Source organism: Bacillus sp. FSL L8-0528, assembly GCF_038593085.1.
Classification (GTDB): domain Bacteria; phylum Bacillota; class Bacilli; order Bacillales; family Bacillaceae; genus Bacillus; species Bacillus paralicheniformis.
The window spans coordinates 2,476,629-2,495,887 of the sequence record NZ_CP151961.1; the positions used below are offsets into that span (position 1 = coordinate 2,476,629).

1 protein-coding gene is annotated in these 19,259 nt (G+C 46.4%); it reads right to left on the minus strand.

Going from position 1 to position 19,259, the window contains the following annotated elements; genetic code table 11:
- Positions 1-123: 123 nt before the first annotated feature.
- Positions 124-19,203 (minus strand): bacitracin non-ribosomal peptide synthetase BacC, encoded by a 19,080-nt coding sequence (bacC, locus tag MHI30_RS12600; protein WP_154495344.1) that lies wholly within the window; start codon positions 19,201-19,203, stop codon positions 124-126.
- Positions 19,204-19,259 lie beyond the last annotated feature (56 nt).

A 19,259-nucleotide genomic window follows, 5' to 3' on the forward strand; every position in this document is an offset into this window, starting at 1 on the left:
TTCACACCGCAGCACCCGCTGCTGCATGTTTTTTGAAATATTTCCTCTCTTTTCTTTGCCTTTCATTATAACAGAGAGTTGATAAGGCAAACAAAAGGCACCCTGAAAAGGATGCCGTTTTGTTCATATTTTGACAGTCTTATTGATGATATCATGGATCAATCTTGCATTTCTTTCAAGAATGTCGGGATGGGACTTGGAGATCATTTGCATATGGGTTCCGGCTCCTTGAACGACTGTAAAGGTTTTGGACGCCGCTTTTTCCCACATCATCATATTTTCATCCCGCTGATTGTCGCTTGACTTGATATAGCTGATATGTCCGTCAATTGCGCCGGTTGTGACTGTGTTTTGTATATATACATAAGACTTCATCACCAAGTCCACTAAATAGTCGCTCAATAATTTCTCTGCATCGCGGTATTTCTCAAGTTCAAATGTTTTGGATATCTCTTCTCTGTATTCCTCCTCTGTGAACTGATGTTTCTCGGCTTTTGTCCGATATTTTGAATCGATGATGATCAAATCTTCGACTTCATATCCTTGCCGGTTCAATTCTTTCGCCACATCAAATGCCAGGATTCCGCCGGATGAATAGCCGATTAATGTGTATGGCCCTTCACCTTGAATGTTTTTGATGATATCTGCGTATTTTCGAATCCTGTTTGCGGATGGAATGAAGTTGAAGCTGTACACCGAATGCTGCTTTAGATGCTTGGCCAAGCCCATGTAGGCAATGCCCATCGACGCGGCCGGCGGGAAGCAGAACAGGTTTTTGCCGCCTTCTTCCGCCCTGGTCAGCTGCATGCAATCATCTGTGTAGTCTTTCAGCAGGTCTTGTGCATGCTTCAGAAAATCAGACAGCTCTTTAATGGTCGGCTTGGAGAAAATGTCCTTAAACGGAACTCTGAAGCCAAGCTCTGCATATAGCCTAGAGACAAATGACATGACGTTTAAAGAATTCGCCCCGATATCGAATATGTTGGCGTTGATGCCAATCTGTTCGATATTCAGGATGTCTTCCCAAATGGCGGCCATTTTTTCTTCAAGTTCGTGTCTTGGAGGCTCGTATTCCAGTAAAGCGCCCGCGCTTCGATCTGGCTCTGGAAGGGCCTTCAAGTCGACTTTTCCGTTTGGTGTCAGCGGCAGCTCATCAAGCTTCAGCAAATAAGACGGCACCATATATTCCGGAAGCTCCTTCGCCAAAAACGCTTTGATGTCTTCCTGTGTGATGTCTCTTTCGGAAACGACGTATGCGCAAAGAACTTGATTGTTGCTTTGATCTGTTTTGGCGGCAACCGCCGCTTCTTTTATATCGCTGTGCCTTAACAATTGATGCTCGATTTCGCCAAGTTCGATGCGGTAGCCCCGAATCTTGACTTGATGATCGATCCGGCCCAGATACTCAATATGTCCATCCGGTCTCATCCTCGCAAGATCTCCTGTTCGATACATTCTTTCACCCGGTAAAAACGGATTTGGCAGGAATTTTTCAGACGTCAGCTCCGGTTTGTTCAAATAGCCTTTTGCGACTCCGTCTCCGCTGATATACAGCTCTCCGGCAATTCCGACCGGCTGCACTTCCTGACGCTCATCCAAAATATAGAGCTGGACATTGGAGGCCGGCTTGCCGATCGGGACAGAAACTTGGCGGTCCCGTCCGGCATCATATTGATAGATCATGCAGCCGACAACCGTTTCGGTCGGACCGTATTCATTGTAGATTTCAATGCTGTGATGAAATCTCTCCGTGATTTCTTTGGCCAGTTCCGTTTTTAAATCTTCCCCGCCGACGATCAGGCGTTTGATGCTTGATCCGCTGGCATCCATGTCTTTGACAAGGCTTAAATGAGACGGGGTTAATTTGACAATCCCGGCTTTTTGGTCTCTGAACACTTTTCGAATCAGCGGTTCCCCGTCCCCGCTATGCTGATAAACAATCACCCGGTTGCCTGAGATTAATGGCGTAAATATCGATGTCACCGTTAAATCAAAGGCAATGGATGAGTAGAGGGCAAAATCGAGCTGTTCGCCTCGGACATATACACGGTCAGCCCAGGTAATATAGTTGACCAGCCCTCTTTGCCTGATCATGACCCCTTTCGGTTTGCCTGTAGAACCTGACGTGTAGATGATATATGCAAGGCTGTCAGCGTTACCCGCCGGTTCCGGATTGTCAGCCGGATAACTGCTGAAATCTCCGGTTAATTCGACGGCTTCTTGATGAAGTGTGCCCAAGTCCAGCTTGTGATCCGCAAGAATGATGGCCGCGCCGCTGTCCTCAAGCATATACTTGATCCTTTCTTCCGGATAATCGGGATCAATCGGCAAATAGGCTCCTCCGGCTTTCAAAATCCCCATGATTCCGACCACCATTTCCGGTGAGCGTTCTGCCATGATGGCGACAATCGTATCCTCTTTGACTCCTTTGTCCCTGAGGTATCTGGCAAGCCGATTTGATTTTTCATTGAGCTCACGGTACGTCAGTTTGTCATTTCCTGAGACAACCGCAGCAAGCTCAGGGGTTTTTTCGGCTTGTTCCTCAAACAGCCGGTGAATCGTCTGATTCGGATATTCCGCTTTCGTGTCATTCCATTCGTACAATAGTCTGTTTCTTTCAGCTTCCGAAAGGACTGTGATGTCGTTTAATGACTGATCTTCATTTTGGACGACCTGTTCCATCACTTGTTGAAGGTGTTCTTTGATACCGGCGATGATGTGGTCATGATAGATATTTCCGTCATAAGTCAATTTGATGACCAAACGTTCGCCCGGGACGGCCACAATATTAAATCCGTAATTTGTTTGTTCTTCGGCGTGAATTTCTTCAAAGACAAAACCGGCACCGCGTTTGCCGCTTGTCTCAAATGCACTCTGATCAACCGCGTAATTTTCGAAAATCAGGATATGATCCAGCAGCTCTCTTTTTAATTCACTGAGCGACTGTACTTCCGACAAATTCATGGCATGATATGTCCTGCCTTCCAGAGCCTGTTCCTGAACGCTTTTGATGAGTTCCTTAAAGCTTTGGCTTTTGTCCAGTCTAATTCTCGTCGGTACAGTGTTGATGAATAATCCGACCATTTTTTCGATTCCGGCTACTTGTGCATCCCTTCCGGAAATGACTGTACCGAATACGACATCATCCGTTTGATTGTACCTTGCCAAAAGCATTCCCCAAATGCATTGTAAAACAGTATGGAAAGTGACATTGTTACGGCTGGCAAGCTCTGTGATCCGTCCGGTCAATTGTTGCGGGAATTCGATGACGGCCTCTTTTCTCTTATATTTCGCATGTCCGGCAGAACCCGCCAAAACCGAAATCGGCGATTTTTCGGTAAAGCCTGATAAATAGTTTCTCCAGTACGCTTTTGCAGCTTCTTTATCCTGTTGCTGTAGCCACCCGATATAATCGCTGTACGGTCTTGCCTCTTCAAGCCGGTGTTTTCGCCCGGCTTCTTTCATATGATACATTTGGAACAGCTCTCCCATAATGATTCCCCGGGACCAGCCGTCAAGCAGAATATGGTGGTTTGTCCATATGAACGTATAACTGTCATCCCCGGTTCTCAGCAGCGCGGCTCTGATCAATGGTTCGCTGTTTAAGCGAAAACCTTTCTCCCGATCTGCTTTGCGATACGCTTGAATCACCTGCTCCCGTTCCGCCGGACTCTGCTTTCGCAAGTCATGATAGTCAAGATTGATCTTTCTGTCCTTGATGATCACATTTCTTGGTTCATCCGTTATTTCATATTCAATAGAGGCCCTTAGAATCTCGTGTCTTTCCATGATGTCATTGAACGTTTCTGCAAATAGACGCTCATCGATCAATCCTTTCATATTGATGGCCATTTGTTCAAAGTACGCCTGTGATTCCTTGTCTTCGAGCGCGTGGAACAGCATGCCCCTTTGCATGTTGGCAAGCGGATAGATTTTTTCGATTTCCATCCCTTTATATTTCAGTTTGATTTCCTCAAGCTGATCTAAGCTGATGCCTTTGTCTCCGTAATCGGACGGCGTTTTTTCCGTCTCTTCTCGTTCCGCGCAGTGGCGAATGACCGCTTTAAGAGCTTCTTTATAGTTTTGAGCAAAAGCTCTGACGACGTCTTCACTGTATGCTCTTGTGTTATAGGTCGTTTGAATGGCCAGTTTTCCCCTGAAGACCACCGCATTGATTTCGAGTGGATGTTCTCTTGTGATGCCCTTTCCGGCTGCTTCTCCCGGCGACAGATGTGATGAAGAAAATTCTCCGCTGTTGATGTCTTCATCAAGCTGTCCCAGGTAATTGAACAAGATTGGTGATGCTGCGCCTTTTGTGATCTCACTGTCCCGGGTGAGATACTTTAAAATTCCGTAGCCGATGCCTTTGTTCGGCACATTTCGCAAGTGCTCTTTCACCATTTTAATCGTCCTGGACATGTCTGTTTCTTGTCCCAGATCGATGAATACCGGGTATTTCGAGGTAAACCATCCGACCGTTCTGCTGATGTCGATGCCATCTGCCACCTGTTCTCTTCCATGCCCTTCCAGCGTGATTCTTAATTGATTTTGCCCGGTCATACCTCTTGCCGCCACCAGAAGCGCTGTGATCAGAAGATCGTTGATTTCGGTACGGTAAGCTTGGTTTGTTTCTCTTAAAAGCCGCGCTGTCTCCTCTTTTTCGAGTTCCGTGCTGAATGTTTTGCTGTCCTCAACTTTGAAGACACCTGCATCTTCATTCATTTCCAGGAATTTTACGTCGTCACAAATGGCCTTCAGCCAATACTGTTTTTCACCAAGCAGTTTTTCAGTTTTTGAATATTCCGTGATGTGCCGCGCATATTCCTGGTAGGAAGCCGTTTTTGGATAAAACTCGACTTTTTCCCCATTCGATAACTGGCTGTATCCCAGCGCCAAATCTTCAAATAATATTCTCCAGGAGATCCCGTCGACCACAAGGTGATGGATGATGATCAGCAGGTGATCCCCATTATTCGTTTTGAAGAGCGCCAATTTGACCAAAGGGCCGGTTTTAATATCGATGCTTTGCTGAAGTTCCGTTGCCAATTGGTACACTTTCTGAGGCTGGTCGTTTTCGCTCGAGACATCATAGATAAATAGGTCAAACAGCTGTTTGTCCGGTCCCCGGTTGTACTGAATGATCTTTCCGTCTTCTTCTGTAAACACCGTCCGGAGTGCATCGTGATGTTTGATGATTTCTTTGAACACACGTTTGACGATGCTCTCGTCGAATCCGTTTTTCCTATAAAGCATAACCGCATGGTTGTAATGGTTCCTGTCCGTTTTGTTCAACGAGAAATACTCTTGTTGAATCGGGGTCAAGAGAACCTCGCCCTCTACCGTTTCATAGGATGCTGATTTGTCGGATTCGGCTTTGACATATCGGCTCAAAGACTTGATTTGCGGATTTGCAAATAGATCTTTCATTTCCAGTGACAGGCCTTCTCTTGATAATCTTGAGATCATTTGCAGCGCTTTGATGGAATCGCCGCCTGCTGCAAAAAAGTGATGAGTGATCCCGATCTTGTCAATGCCAAGTACTTCTTCCCATATTTGAACAAGCTTTTCTTCCGTCTCGTTCCGCGGCGGTTCATATTCCGTCTCTTTTCCCGGCTGCGGTTCAGGCAATGCAGCCGTATCGATCTTCCCGTTGGCTGAAAGCGGCATCTTCTCAATTTGGACAAATGAAGACGGAATCATATATTCTGGAAGCTCACGCATCAGGTACGTCCTGATGTCCTCGAACAGCAATTCCGCGTCTGCTGTGAAATAGGCGCACAGCTGTTTTGCACCTTTATGGTCTTCCCTTGCAGCAATAAAGGCTTCCTTGATATCATCATGAGCCAACAGCCTGTTTTTGATTTCTTCCGGTTCTATTCTGTAGCCCCTTACCTTTACTTGGCTGTCCATCCGGCCTGCAAGTTCGATATTTCCATCGCTCAGCCTTCTGGCAAGATCTCCGGTTCTGTACATTTTTGTATGCGGTGCAAACGGATTTTCGACGAATTTTTCTTTCGTGATATCCGGTTTGTTTACATAGCCGCCTGTCACTCCGGCTCCTGCGATGCAGAGCTCTCCGTACACACCTTCCGGAAGCAGTTTCATGTTTTCATCCAGCACATATGCATTCGTATTATGAATCGGAGTGCCGATAACCGGATATTCTTTGAAAGAATGGAGGTGTTCCGGGTCGATCACTTTAAAGACTGAGCCGATTGTCGTTTCCGTCGGGCCATAATGATTCATGACTACATGATCCGGATATTGGTTGTAAAATGTCTCAACATCCCTTGTATTGATCATCTCCCCGCCCAAGACGACCAGCCTGAGAGTAGCGCAAGGTTTTTCGGCGGAAAAGCCCGGATCATTGACAAAAATGTTAAACAGAGACGGCGTCAGCTTGATATAGGTGATGCCGTTTTCTTTGATATACTGTAAAGCCCGGTGCGCATTTGTATAACATTCTTTACGTGCGATATGCAGTTCGCTTCCGCTTAACAGCGCCGAAAAGATGCTCGTATAGCCCAAATCGAACGCATATGAGGACACAAGCATGGCTTTGTCGTTTTCTGTAAGACCCGCTTCCTTCATAAACCAAGTTGTATAATTCACCACATTCCCGTGTCTGACAAATACGCCTTTCGGCTTTCCGGTGGATCCTGATGTGTATATAATATATGCATTCTGATCGGCTGAACCCGATGCAGACAGGTTTGACGCGGCCTTCGCATCAATCAAACCGTCGGCAACATTGACGATTTCTCCAGCGAACGCGACGTTTTCTTTGACAGAGCCTTTGACAAGCAATATTGCAGCTCTGCTGTCACTTAAAATCTCATTCGTCCGTTTGGACAATTGCTCCGGCTCGATCGGCACGTAAGCCGCTCCGGCTTTCAGTACCGCCAGCATGGAAATGATCATCTCAAGCGATGGTTCAATCATGATCGCTACAGGTGCACCGGCGCTTGCTCCTTTGTCTCTCAAAAGCCTTGCCAATTGATTTGCTTTTTCGTTCAGTTCCCTGTACGTCAGCTTTTCATCCGCAAAGACCACCGCTGTTTGCTCCGGCGTTTTGCCAGCCTGATGCTCAAACAACTGATGAACCGTTTGATCTTTAGGGTAATCTGTTTGTTGTCCTTGATTCTGATCCCGAAGCACTCTCATTTCTTCATCTGACAGCATGTTAACGTCGCTCAACGGCATTTGCGGATCGTTTGCCGCTTCCTTCAGAATATTGATCAAATGGACCGCCATTCTTTCAATCGTGGACTGCTTAAACAATTTTGTACTGTAGTTGAAAACACATTGAATGCCTTCATTTGTCTCAGCGGCTGTCAGCGTCAAATCAAATTTTGAGATGTTCGCCTCGGTTTGGAGCGGCTGGAATGTCAGGCCGTCGATGTCCGCTTCATCGCCGTCGAAGTTTTGCAGAACAAGCATGGTATCAAACAGCGGGTGTCTGCTCATATCCCGTTTGACATCAAGTTTTTCAACCAGTTCATCAAATGGATAGTCTTGATTTTCATAAGCTTTCAGCGCCGTTTCTTTCACTTCTTTTAAATAGTCGGCAAATGGCATGTCTCCTTTTGGATGGTTCCTCATCGCCAGCGTGTTGATAAACAGTCCGATGACATGTTTCAAATCGCTGTGATGCCTTCCCGCGATCGGTGAGCCGACAACGATATCCTCCTGGCCTGTATACTTCGCCAAGAGCGTTGTGTATCCCGCCAAAAGCAACATATACATCGTCGCGCCGTTCTCTTTCGCCAGTTTGTTCAGCATGGCGGACGTTTCGCCGTCTATTTCAAACTGGACGATATCTCCTTCAATCGAACGCTTTTGCGGACGTTTTTTATCCGCCGGCAAATTCAACACCGGCACTTCACCTTGAAAAACGTTGAGCCAGTAGTCTTCCTGGCGTTTAATCTCATCTTTTTGATAAAAAAGTTTTTGCCATTCTGAAAAGTCTTTGTACTGAATCGTTAACGGCGGCAATGTTTTCCCCTCATACAACTCGGCCAGCTCTCTTGTGAAAATGGCCATGGATACCCCGTCTGAAATGATATGGTGCATGTCGAGCATCAGTACATGCTCATCGCCACTCGCTTTTAATACTTCCGCTCTTAAAAGCGGCGCTTTTTCCAAAGCAAACGGCTTGATGAACGCTTTGATTTTTTCTTCTAGCCGGTCCTGTCCGAGTCGCCCGTACTTCACTTTAAAATCGACTTCTTTTTCGATTTTTTGTACAGGTTCGCCGTCAACCATCACAAAGGCCGTCCTCAAGGCTTCATGTCTTTCTATCAATTGCCGAAAAGCATCCTCGAACCGGTCGACATCAAAATCTCCTGCAATTTTCATGGCGAAAGGCATGTTGTAAGAGAGGCCGCCTGGTTCGATTTGATTAAGGATATACAGCCTTCTTTGTGCGGATGACAATGCGTAATACTCTTTCTCTTCCGCTTGTGTGATGGACGCATAAGGGCTTTCTTTCATGGATTCGATAAAATCACCGATGTCTTTGATTGTCGGTGTTTCGAATATTTGTCTTAAAGGGACTTCAATCTTCATTTCTTTATGCAATTTTGCAGTCAATGCCGCAGCTTTTAAGGAATGGCCGCCAAGTTCAAAGAAATTGTGGCTGATTCCGATGTTTTCGATCCCTAAAACGTCCTCCCAGATTGAGACAAGCTTTTCCTCTGTACGGTTCCTCGGTGCTTCGTACGCCGCTTCACTGATTGTGCCGCTTGGTTCAGGGAGCGCTTTTCTGTCGATTTTGCCGTTTGCCGTAAGCGGCAATTGATCGAGCTTGACAAAGTATGACGGCACCATGTAATCCGGCAGTTCCTTTAACAAGCATTTTCTGACGTCTGTAACGCCGGCCGTTTTGTCCGCGACGATATATGCGCATAGGTATTTCCCGCCGGCTTGATCTTCCCGCGCCATAACTGCCGCCGCGTCAATGCCTTCTATTTTCAGCAATTGGTTTTCGATTTCGCCCAGTTCGATTCTGAATCCGCGGATTTTGACTTGGTGGTCGATTCTTCCTAAATATTCGATTTGACCATCAGGTAAAAATCTTGCGAGATCCCCCGTCCTGTACATGTTTTCTCCCGGAACAAACGGGTTTGGAACAAATTTTCCAAGCGTGAGGTCAGGTCTGTTTAAGTATCCGCGGGCAAGGCCTTCCCCGCTCAGACAAAGTTCACCGGGCGTGCCCAACGGCAGCAGCTGCTGGTTGTGATTTAAAATATAAGCCTTGTGGTTGCTGATCGGCCGGCCGATGACGACTTTTTCGTCATCTTTTCGCAGCTCGCCCCGCGTTGAGCAAACGCTGTTTTCCGTCGGTCCGTATTCATTAAACAATTTGACGTTCGGCAGCTTTTCAAAATGCTGCCGGATCAGACTTTCATTGAAGCCTTCCCCTGCGACCGTGACAAATCTTAAATCCTCTAAAGGCTGCTCAATCGTGTCGAGCAGATTTAGATAAAAGCTCGGAACGGCCAGTAAGTTTGTCGCTTTATGCGTTCGCAGCACGCCGATGATCTCACGCGGATTCATCCGTAAATCTCTAATTAAAACCAGCTTCGCCCCAGATATAAGCGTCGTGAAAATATCTTCAACAGAACTGTCGAAAGAAAAGGACGGCACTTGAAGCGTGGCATCGGCTGTACTGTAGCCATACGATTGTTTCCTCCAATAAAGCGTATTGACAATTGATTGATGGTTGACCATGACACCCTTCGGCTTTCCGGTCGAACCTGAAGTATAGATGACATAAGCCATGTCGGCAGATCCGCTCGTGTGCCCTAAGTTCTCTGCGGCCATGTCTTTCGCCAGCCCTTTTTCGTTCATATCGATACAGGTGAAATCAACGTCAATCTGTTTGTCCGCCTTTTTCAGCAGGATGCTGATGCCGCTGTCTTCGATCATGTACCTGATCCGGTCTTCCGGATATTCGGGATCGATCGGCAAGTATGCGCCTCCGGCTTTCAGCACCGCCAGCATTCCGACGATCATCTCCACAGAACGTTCCGCCATAACGCCGACGATCATGTCAGGTTTGACGCCTTTTTCCCTTAACAGTCCCGCCAGCTGATTTGACCTTTCATTCAATGCTTTGTAAGAGAGCTCCTCCTTTTCAAATACAATCGCAGTATGCCCAGGCGTCCGTTCCGCCTGTTCTTCAAATAATTGATGGATCGTTTTATTCCTTGGATAATCTGCGGTTGTCCGGTTGAACTCATATAGGAGCGTCTTTCTTTCTTCCTCCGCCAGCATGTCAATCTCTGCGATTTTCCGGTTCTCATTTGCCGTCACTTGCTCAGCGACCCTTTTAATATGACCTTCGATATTGTTGATGATATCCCTGTCATAGACATTGCCGTCATATGTCAAAACAAGTGTGAGCTCTTCGCCTGGAGTCACCGACATGCTAAAGCTGTAATTGCTTTGTTCGGCAGCGCTGATCTCATTCACCTTAAAGCCTGTCTTCATTTGACTCTCTTCAAAGTCCTGTTCATCAGCTTCATAGTTTTCAAATACGAGAATATGATCGATCAGATCTTTCTTTAAGCTGCTCAAAGCCTGGACTTCAGCGAGATTCATATAGTTGTAGCGGTTGCTTTGAATCGCATCTTCCTGAACCTTTTGCAAACAATCGTTAAAACGCGCCTGCTCATTGAATCTGATTCTTGTCGGGATGGTGTTGATAAACAGACCGATCATGTCTTCGATTCCGTCTAAGTTTGCTTCCCTGCCAGATACGACCGTTCCAAACACGACATCATCGATCTTGTTGTATCTCGTTAGCATCAGGCCCCAAATCGTTTGAATTACCGTATGAAGCGTAACGCTGTTTTTGGCAGCGAGCTCCTTCAATTGTTTTGTCAGCTGTTTTGACAAATGGATGACCTTCTCCCGGCGGTCATAGCGGCTGCTTTTTTTGCGTTTTGTTAATGTAGGCAGCTGTGCCTGTTCCTCATACCCTTTCAAATATTCGCGCCAATATTGACGGGCCTCTTCCTGATCCTGACTTTCAAGCCACTTGATATAATCGCTGTACGGCTTCGTCTCCTTTAATGGACTGGCTTTGCCGTTCATCCGGTTTTCATAGATGACAAACAGCTCACGCATGATGATGCCAAGGCACCAGCCATCGAGTAAAATATGGTGATGGCTCCAGACAAGCCGGTACGAGCGCTCCGCCGTTTTCAGCAAATAAGCCCTCATCAGTACATCTCTGCTTAAATCAAAGCCTTTTTTTCGATCTTCATTGAGCAATCTTTCAATGAACATTTCCTGTTGCTGGGCGGAGCTTTTCGCGATATTGAAATAGGTGAAATCGATGCTGCGGTTTTCGATGATGATCTGCCTCGGTTCTTCAACGATTTCATATTCATAAGAGGCCCTTAAGATTTCATGCCGTTTCATGATGTCATTAAAGCTTGCCTCAAGAATCGCCGGATCGACATATCCTTCAATATCCATGACCGTCTGCTGAAAATATGCATCTGAGGTATGATCCTCGATGGCATGGAACAGCATACCTTTTTGCATGTTGGCAAGCGGATAGATTTTTTCAATGGCGCTCCTGTATTTTCCTTTGATTTCTTCAAGTTCGGCTAAACTGATATTTGTATCTCCATAATCGGACGGCGTTCGTTCGCTTTCCGTCTGTTGCGTGCAGTGCTTAATGATTTGTTCCAGGCGTTCTTTTAATTGATGATTCAGCCGGCTGATCGTATCTTTTTCGTATTCCATTTGATTAAAGGTTGTATGAATCACCAGTTCATGATTCATCACGATGGCGTTGATTTCGATAGAATGACTTCTCGCAATTTTTCCGCCGATGCTTTCCCCTTCGGAAAAGCTGGAGCCGGAAAATTCGCCGCGGTTCATGTCGGCATCGATCTCGCCTAAATAGTTAAATGAAATCCGGGCTTTTTCTTCGTTGATGAAGTCCGGGTCTTCAGCCATATACTTTAATAGCCCGTAGCCGATTCCTTTATTCGGTATTTTTCTCAACGTTTCTTTGACCATTTTGATCTGTTGGGAGAGGGCTTTTTCTTCTCCTGCATCAAGAAGCACCGGATACATCGTCGTAAACCAGCCGATTGTTCTCGTGATGTCAACGCCTTCTAAAATATCTTCCCTGCCGTGGCCTTCCATCATGACCTTCAGTTTGTTTTCACCTGTGATGTCCCTTGCTCCGGTCAGTAATGCCGTTAACAAAATATCGTTGATTTCGGTATTGTAGGCTCTGTTCGTGTTTCGCAAAAGGTCCGCTGTTGCCTCTTTGCCGAGCTTGATGCTCAACGTAGTGCTGTTTTCGTATACATCTTCCTTTAATACGTTCTTTGGCGGAATAAACCGGACACGAGCCTTGGCAATGTTCCGCCAATACTCGGCTTCCTTCGATAATGTTCGGCTGTGGGCGTATGCTTTTAACCTGCGGGCGAATTCTTGATAGGAATCCGTTTTGTAGCCGATCTCAAGCGTTTGCCCCTTTAATGCCTGACTGTACAATGTTTCGAAGTCCTCAAACAGAATTCTCCACGATACACCGTCGACGACAAGGTGATGGATTACAATGAGCAGGTGGTCTCCCTCATCAGCCCGGAAGATGCCGAGATGAACAAGTTTTCCTTTTCTAATCGATGATAGTTTTTGAATGCTCGTCGCCAGCTCATATACCTTTTCCGCTTGACGATCAAGACCTCTTACATCATAAACATCCAGGTCGAACAGATCTTCCCGAAAGCTTCTGTTGTACTGAATGAAGTCCCCGCCTTTTTCTTCATAGATCATCCTTAACGCGTCGTGCTGCTCCATTAATTTATTGAAAGCCTTTTTGACACAGCTTTCGTCAAATCCGCCCTTTCTGAAGAGCACAAAAGACTGGTTAAAGTGATCCAGTTCTTCTTTGTTATTAGCAAAATACCATTTTTGGATCGGAGTGAGTTCTGCATGTCCCGTGACGGTTGTATTGGCATTTTTCCTCTGTGATTGTTTTTTAACATATTTGGCAAGTTCCTTGATTCTCGGATTGGCGAACAAATCCTTCATTTCAAGCTTCAGGCCAAGCCTGGACAGCCTTGAGACGATTTGCAACGCCTTGATCGAATCTCCTCCTGCTGCAAAGAAGTGATGGCTGATACCGATGTCTCCGGCACCGAGAACATCCCTCCAGATGTCAACGAGCTTAGCTTCTGTGTCATTCCGCGGTGCTTCGTATTCCGCTCCTGTGGCGACATGTCTGTCAGGTGCAGGAAGGGCTTTTCGATCGACTTTATCGTTTGATGTGAGCGGCAGCTTATCAAGTCTGACAAAATAAGCCGGAATCATATAGTGAGGAAGCTCTTTTTCGAGCCATTCACTGATCTCGGTTGATGTCCAGTCTTCTTTGGAGACGATATAAGCGCACAAATAATCGCTGTGGTCATCGTCCTTCCTGGCTATAACCGCCGCTTCGTCGATTTTGTCAAGCTTGAGCAATTGATTCTCGATTTCCCCCAGTTCAATCCGGTATCCGCGAATTTTCACCTGATGGTCTATTCTTCCTAAAAACTCGAGATGTCCATCAGGCAGCCATCTGGCCAGATCACCCGTCCGGTACAATCTTTCCCCTGATGCAAACGGATGTGAAATAAACTTTTCGGCTGTCAGTTCCGGCCGGTTTAAATACCCGCGCGCAAGGCTCATTCCGCCGACGCACAGCTCTCCAACAACGCCTGTCGGCACAGGCTTCTGGTTTTGATCCAATACATATACGTTTGTATTGGCAATCGGACTGCCGATATGAGGACGACCGGATCCTTCGTAAATCCCCGCCGTTGCACAGACCGTCGTTTCCGTCGGTCCGTAGGCATTGATAAACAGCCGATTTCCGGACCATCTTTTTGCGAGTTCTTCGCTGCAGGCAGAGCCCGCGGAAACGATTACTTTGAGGTTTTCCAATCCGGATTCATCCAACACATTCAGTACGGTCGGCGGCAAGGTCGCATGAGTGATGTTATACTGCCTTAGAAAGCTTGTTAACGGCTGCCCCGGCATCATTTCCTCCTGCCGTCCCAACACTAAAGCCGACCCGGCTGCCAGCGCCGGAAAGATTTCAAATGCTGACGCATCAAATGATAGTGAAGCAAATTGAATCACTCTGCTGCCCGTGTTTAAATGCATCAATTTGACAACCGCTGAAACGAGATTGCTCAGCCCTTTTTGTTCGATTAAGACGCCCTTCGGTTTTCCTGTGGACCCTGAAGTATAGATGATGTAAGCCAAATCCCCGCTGCGGCTGACAGGCTCCAATTGAGCCGCATCCTGTGCGGCAATTTGCTTGTCGTGAATATCAATGTTGATCATGTCGGCCTCTTTGATAAAGGCCCGTTTTTTGATGAGCGCCTCTTCCGACAGAAGAAACTTTGTTTGGCTGTCGCCCAGGATGTATTTGATCCTGTCTTCAGGATATGCCGGATCAAGCGGCAGGTACGCGCCTCCGGCCTTCAAAATTCCCAGAAGGCCGATGATCATCTCGGGAGAGCGGTCCACCATGATGCCGACGGCTGTGTCCGGTTGAACCCCTTTTTCTCTTAAAAACCGGGCCAGCTGATTTGACCTCTCATGCAATTGTCGATATGTCAGCGTTTGATCTTCAAACACGACCGCGGTTTTGTCAGGCGATGTCTCCGCCCGCTCCGCAAACAGCTGGCAAATGGTTTTGTCTGTTGGAGCATCCGTTTTCGTATCATTAAACCGATATAGCAATGTGTTTTTTTCGTCTTCTGACATGGCCTCTATTTGATCAAGCCGCTTGTCCGTCCGTTTGGAAATGTCTTCTAAAACACGGACGAAATGCGCCGCCATCCTTTCGACCGTTTCTCTTTTAAACAGTTTTGTACAGTATTCCAAATCAAATTCTATCTTCGAGTCTTTTTCGATTGCCGATAAAGTAAGGTCAAATTTTGAAATATGGATGTCGCTTTCAAACGGTTCAAATGTGAGCCCTTCTATTTCAGCATCCGCTTTTTCCAGGTTTTGCAGGACAAACATCGTATCAAACAGCGGATTTCTGCTCATGTCGCGTTCAAGGTCAAGCTGTTCGACAAGATCATCAAATTGATAATCTTGGTTTTCATATGCCTTCAGCGCCGTCTCTTTTACATCTTGCAAATATTCAGCGAATGTCTTGTCGCCTTTCGGATGATTTCTCATCGCCAGCGTATTGACAAACATTCCGATCACATGTTTCAGCTCGTGATGTTTTCTTCCTTGAATCGGCGTTCCGATAATCAAATCTTCCTGTCCGCTATATGTTCTAAGCAAAACCGTATACGCCGCCAGAAGAAGCATATACATGGTGGCTCCATTGTCTTTGGCGATCCGCTTGAGCTTCTTCGTCAATTCGCCGTCGATTGCAAAACCGATTCTATCGCCTTCAACACTGTGCATTTGCGGCCTCGGGTAATCCGTCGGCATGTTGAGGACTGGAATCTCGCCTTTGAAAATATTGAGCCAGTACTCTTTTTGCCTTTTCATCTCATCTTTTTGATAAAAATCCCTTTGCCATTCTGAATAGTCTTTATATTGGAGGCTGAGCGGCTCCAGTTCTTTTCCGCCGTACAAATCGCAAATTTCTTTTGTCAAAACCCCCATCGATGCACCGTCTGAAATGATATGGTGCATATCAAACAGAATGATATGTTCCTCGTCATCAACCTTGACCACCTCTGTTCTAAAAAGCGGGGCCTTTTTTAAATCAAACGGTCTGACAAATTGTTTGATGATCTCCTGAATCGATAGAGACTCTATTTTGCTGCATTTGATGCTGAAATCTACTTCTTTTTCAATCTTTTGAACAGGCTCTCCATCCGCCATCAAGAAGGACGTTCTAAGCGCTTCATGTCTTTGAATGACAATTTGCAATGCGTTCTCAAACCGGCGTATATCGAAGGAGCCCTTGACTTTCATGGTAAAAGGGATGTTGTAGGACAATCCGCTCCCTTCGATTTGACCTAGAATGTACAGTCTTTTTTGCGCGGATGAAAGACGATAGTATTCTTTTTCTTCCACTTTTTTAATAGATGAATAGACACTATCTTTTGTCGATCTGATATATTCTCCCAACCCTTTGATCGTCGGCGTTTTAAAGATTTGCCCAAGAGGGATTTCCGCTTTCAGCTCCTTTCGGATTCTTGCCGCCAGCGCGGCCGCTTTGAGAGAATGTCCCCCCATCTCGAAGAAATGATCGTTGATACCCGTTTTTTCTACCTTTAAAATATCCCGCCAAATTGCTGCCAGCTTTTCTTCCGTTTCATTTCGCGGCGCTTCATATTCGTTTTCCGCCCCCGCCGTTCTGTCCGGCTCAGGCAGGGCTTTTCTGTCCACTTTCCCGTTTTTGGTGAGCGGCAGCTTGTCCAATTTGACAAAATATGCGGGAATCATGTATTCCGGAAGCTTTTCACCTAAAAATCCTTTCAGCTCATCAAGGGAAATCTCGCGATTCGCCGTGATATAGGCGCAAATGTACGGGCGGCTTTCTTCGTCTTCCCTGACGGTGACGATCGTCTCATTGATGTCTTCATGCATCTCCAGCCGGCTTTCGATTTCGCCAAGTTCGATCCTGAAGCCGCGGATTTTCACCTGGTGGTCGATTCGGCCGATGAATTCGATGTTGCCGTCAGGCAGCCATTTCGCTAAATCGCCCGTCTTGTACAGCCTTTCTCCCGGAATGAACGGATGCGGGATGAATTTTTCCGCCGTCAGTTCCTCGCGGTTTAAATATCCTTTGCTTAAGCCATCGCCTGCGATGCACAGCTCTCCGGGAACCCCGACCGGAAGGAGCTTGCCGGCTTCGTCCATGATCAAGACCGACGTATTCGCCAGCGGGCTGCCGATCGGGATTGTTTCCGCTTCATCGTCTATCTCGTTGATGAAGTAATATGTCGCATATACCGTGCTTTCCGTCGGGCCGTAAACATGAATCAATTTATCCCGGCCGACATGATCCAGCACTTTTCTCACATGCGGTATCGACGCTCTTTCCCCGCCGAAGAGGATTTTTCGCAGCTTGGCAAGGCAGCCGATATTGATGTCGGCGAGCGTATTGAACAGCGCCGTCGTAATGAACATCACACTGACTTGTTCTTTTTTTATCACTTCGGCCAGCTCATGTGTATTCAAGACCGTCTCTTTTTCGATCAGGACGAGTGAGGCTCCGTTTAAGAGAGCTCCGAAGATGTCGAACACCGATCCGTCAAACGAATAGTTGGACAGTTGGAGGATGACATCGTTTCCTGTGATGTCAATATAATTGGTATTTTTAACGACTCTTGCCGCACTGTAATGCGGGGTGACGACGCCTTTCGGCATTCCCGTAGATCCTGATGTGTAGATGATATAGGCGGTATCGCCGGAATCATTGACAGAACTGAGCCGTTCTTTACTGAATCCGTCCGCCACTCCTTTATCCAGATGAATGATGTCAGCCTCACAGTCAATTCCATCTGCCGCTTTTCCTTGCGCAAGCAGCACCGCGGCTTTCGTGTCGCTGAGCATGAAGGCTATTCTGTGTTTAGGCGTTTCAGGGTCAATTGGCAGATAAGCGCCGCCCGCTTTTAAAATCCCGATGATGCCGATGATCATCTCGAAGGAGCGGTCCGCGATGATCGCCGCAATCGAGCCTCTGCCGATCCCTTTTTCTCTGAGGAGCCTCGCGGTTTGGTTTGCTTTCTCATTCAGCTCTCTGTAGGTCATGCGCTGAGCACCGAACACAAGAGCCGTATGGTCAGGCGTCTTCATGGCCTGTTCCTCAAAGAGCTCATGAAGCGGCTTGTCTTTTGGGTAACCCGTTTTTGTATCGTTGAATGTGTGTAAAATCCTGTGTTGTTCTTCTTTTGACACAAGGTTGATGTCTCTTAATGTTTGTGTCTCATCTTCCGCCACTTGTTCTGCGACGGTAATGATATGCTTTTCTAATGTTTCGATGATGGTGTTGTCATATACATTTTCATCATAGATGAAGAGCAGTTTTAATTGATCGTCAAGAGCTGCGGAAATGCTGAAATGGTAATTGGTCTGTTCTTCCCCGCTGACATTCACCATTTCAAAACCTACATCATTTTTTTCTTCAAACGCTTTTTGGTCAACGGCATAGTTTTCAAAGACCATGACATGGTCGATCAAATCGTTTTTCAACTCGCTTAGCGCTTGAACCTCCGCTAAATTCATATAATTGTAGCGGCTGCTTTCCAAAGCGTCGGCTTGGGTTTGGCGCAGAACATCTTTAAAAAGCTTGTCTTTGTCCAGCCTGATTCTGGTCGGGATGGTGTTGATGAAGACGCCGACCATTGTTTCTATACCTTCCACTTCGGCATCTCTGCCGGAAACAACGGTTCCGAACACCACATCCTCGCTGTTGTTGTATTTCGCCAAAATCACGCCCCAAATGCTTTGCAGCACGGTATTGATCGTTACATGATTCCGGTTGGCCAATTTAATCAGGCGATTTGTCAATTCTTTGGAACATTCAATCGTTTTCTCTCTTCTTTTAAACCCCGTCTCAGAAGGTGTGCGGAGCTTTGGAAGCGAATTTTTTTGATCATAGCCGCTCAAATAGCTCTCCCAATAGCTCTGAGCTTCTTCTTTATCCTGATCCTCCAGCCATTTGATGTAATCGCTGTACGGCCTCGGGTCTTCCAATTGATGATGTTGACCTTTCCGCTTCATTTCATATATCGTCAACAGCTCATCCAGGATGATGCCAAGGCACCATCCGTCAAGCAATATGTGATGATACGTCCAGACAAATTGATACGAATCGTCAGACATTCTGATGAGACAGGCTCTCATCAACGTATCTTTGGCTAGGTCAAAACCCTTTTGTCTATCTTCTGCCAAATATCTTTCCAAAACGCCGTCTTGATCATGCCGGCCTCGTATATCAAGATAGTCAAACTTCATGTGCCGATCTTTGATAATGACGTGCAGCGGCTCATCCAATCTGTGATGAAATGATGCTCTTAGGATCTCATGCCTTTTCATGACTTCATTTAGGCTTTCTTCAAACATCCGCTCATCCACATCACCTTTTAATTCAATGATGAACTGCTCAAAATATGCGTGTGACGCTTCGTCTTTCATGGCATGAAACAGCATTCCTTTTTGCATGTTTGATAACGGATATATTTTCTCAACTTTTGTTTTCATATCGTCATCTCATCTCCTAGAATTCCTTTTGTTTTCAGATCCACATGGGCCGCCCA

What these genes read in the sequence shown, in the direction of transcription:
- bacC (WP_154495344.1), bottom strand. Translation starts at nt 19,203, where the DNA reads ATGAAAACAAAAGTTGAGAAAATATATCCGTTATCAAACATGCAAAAA.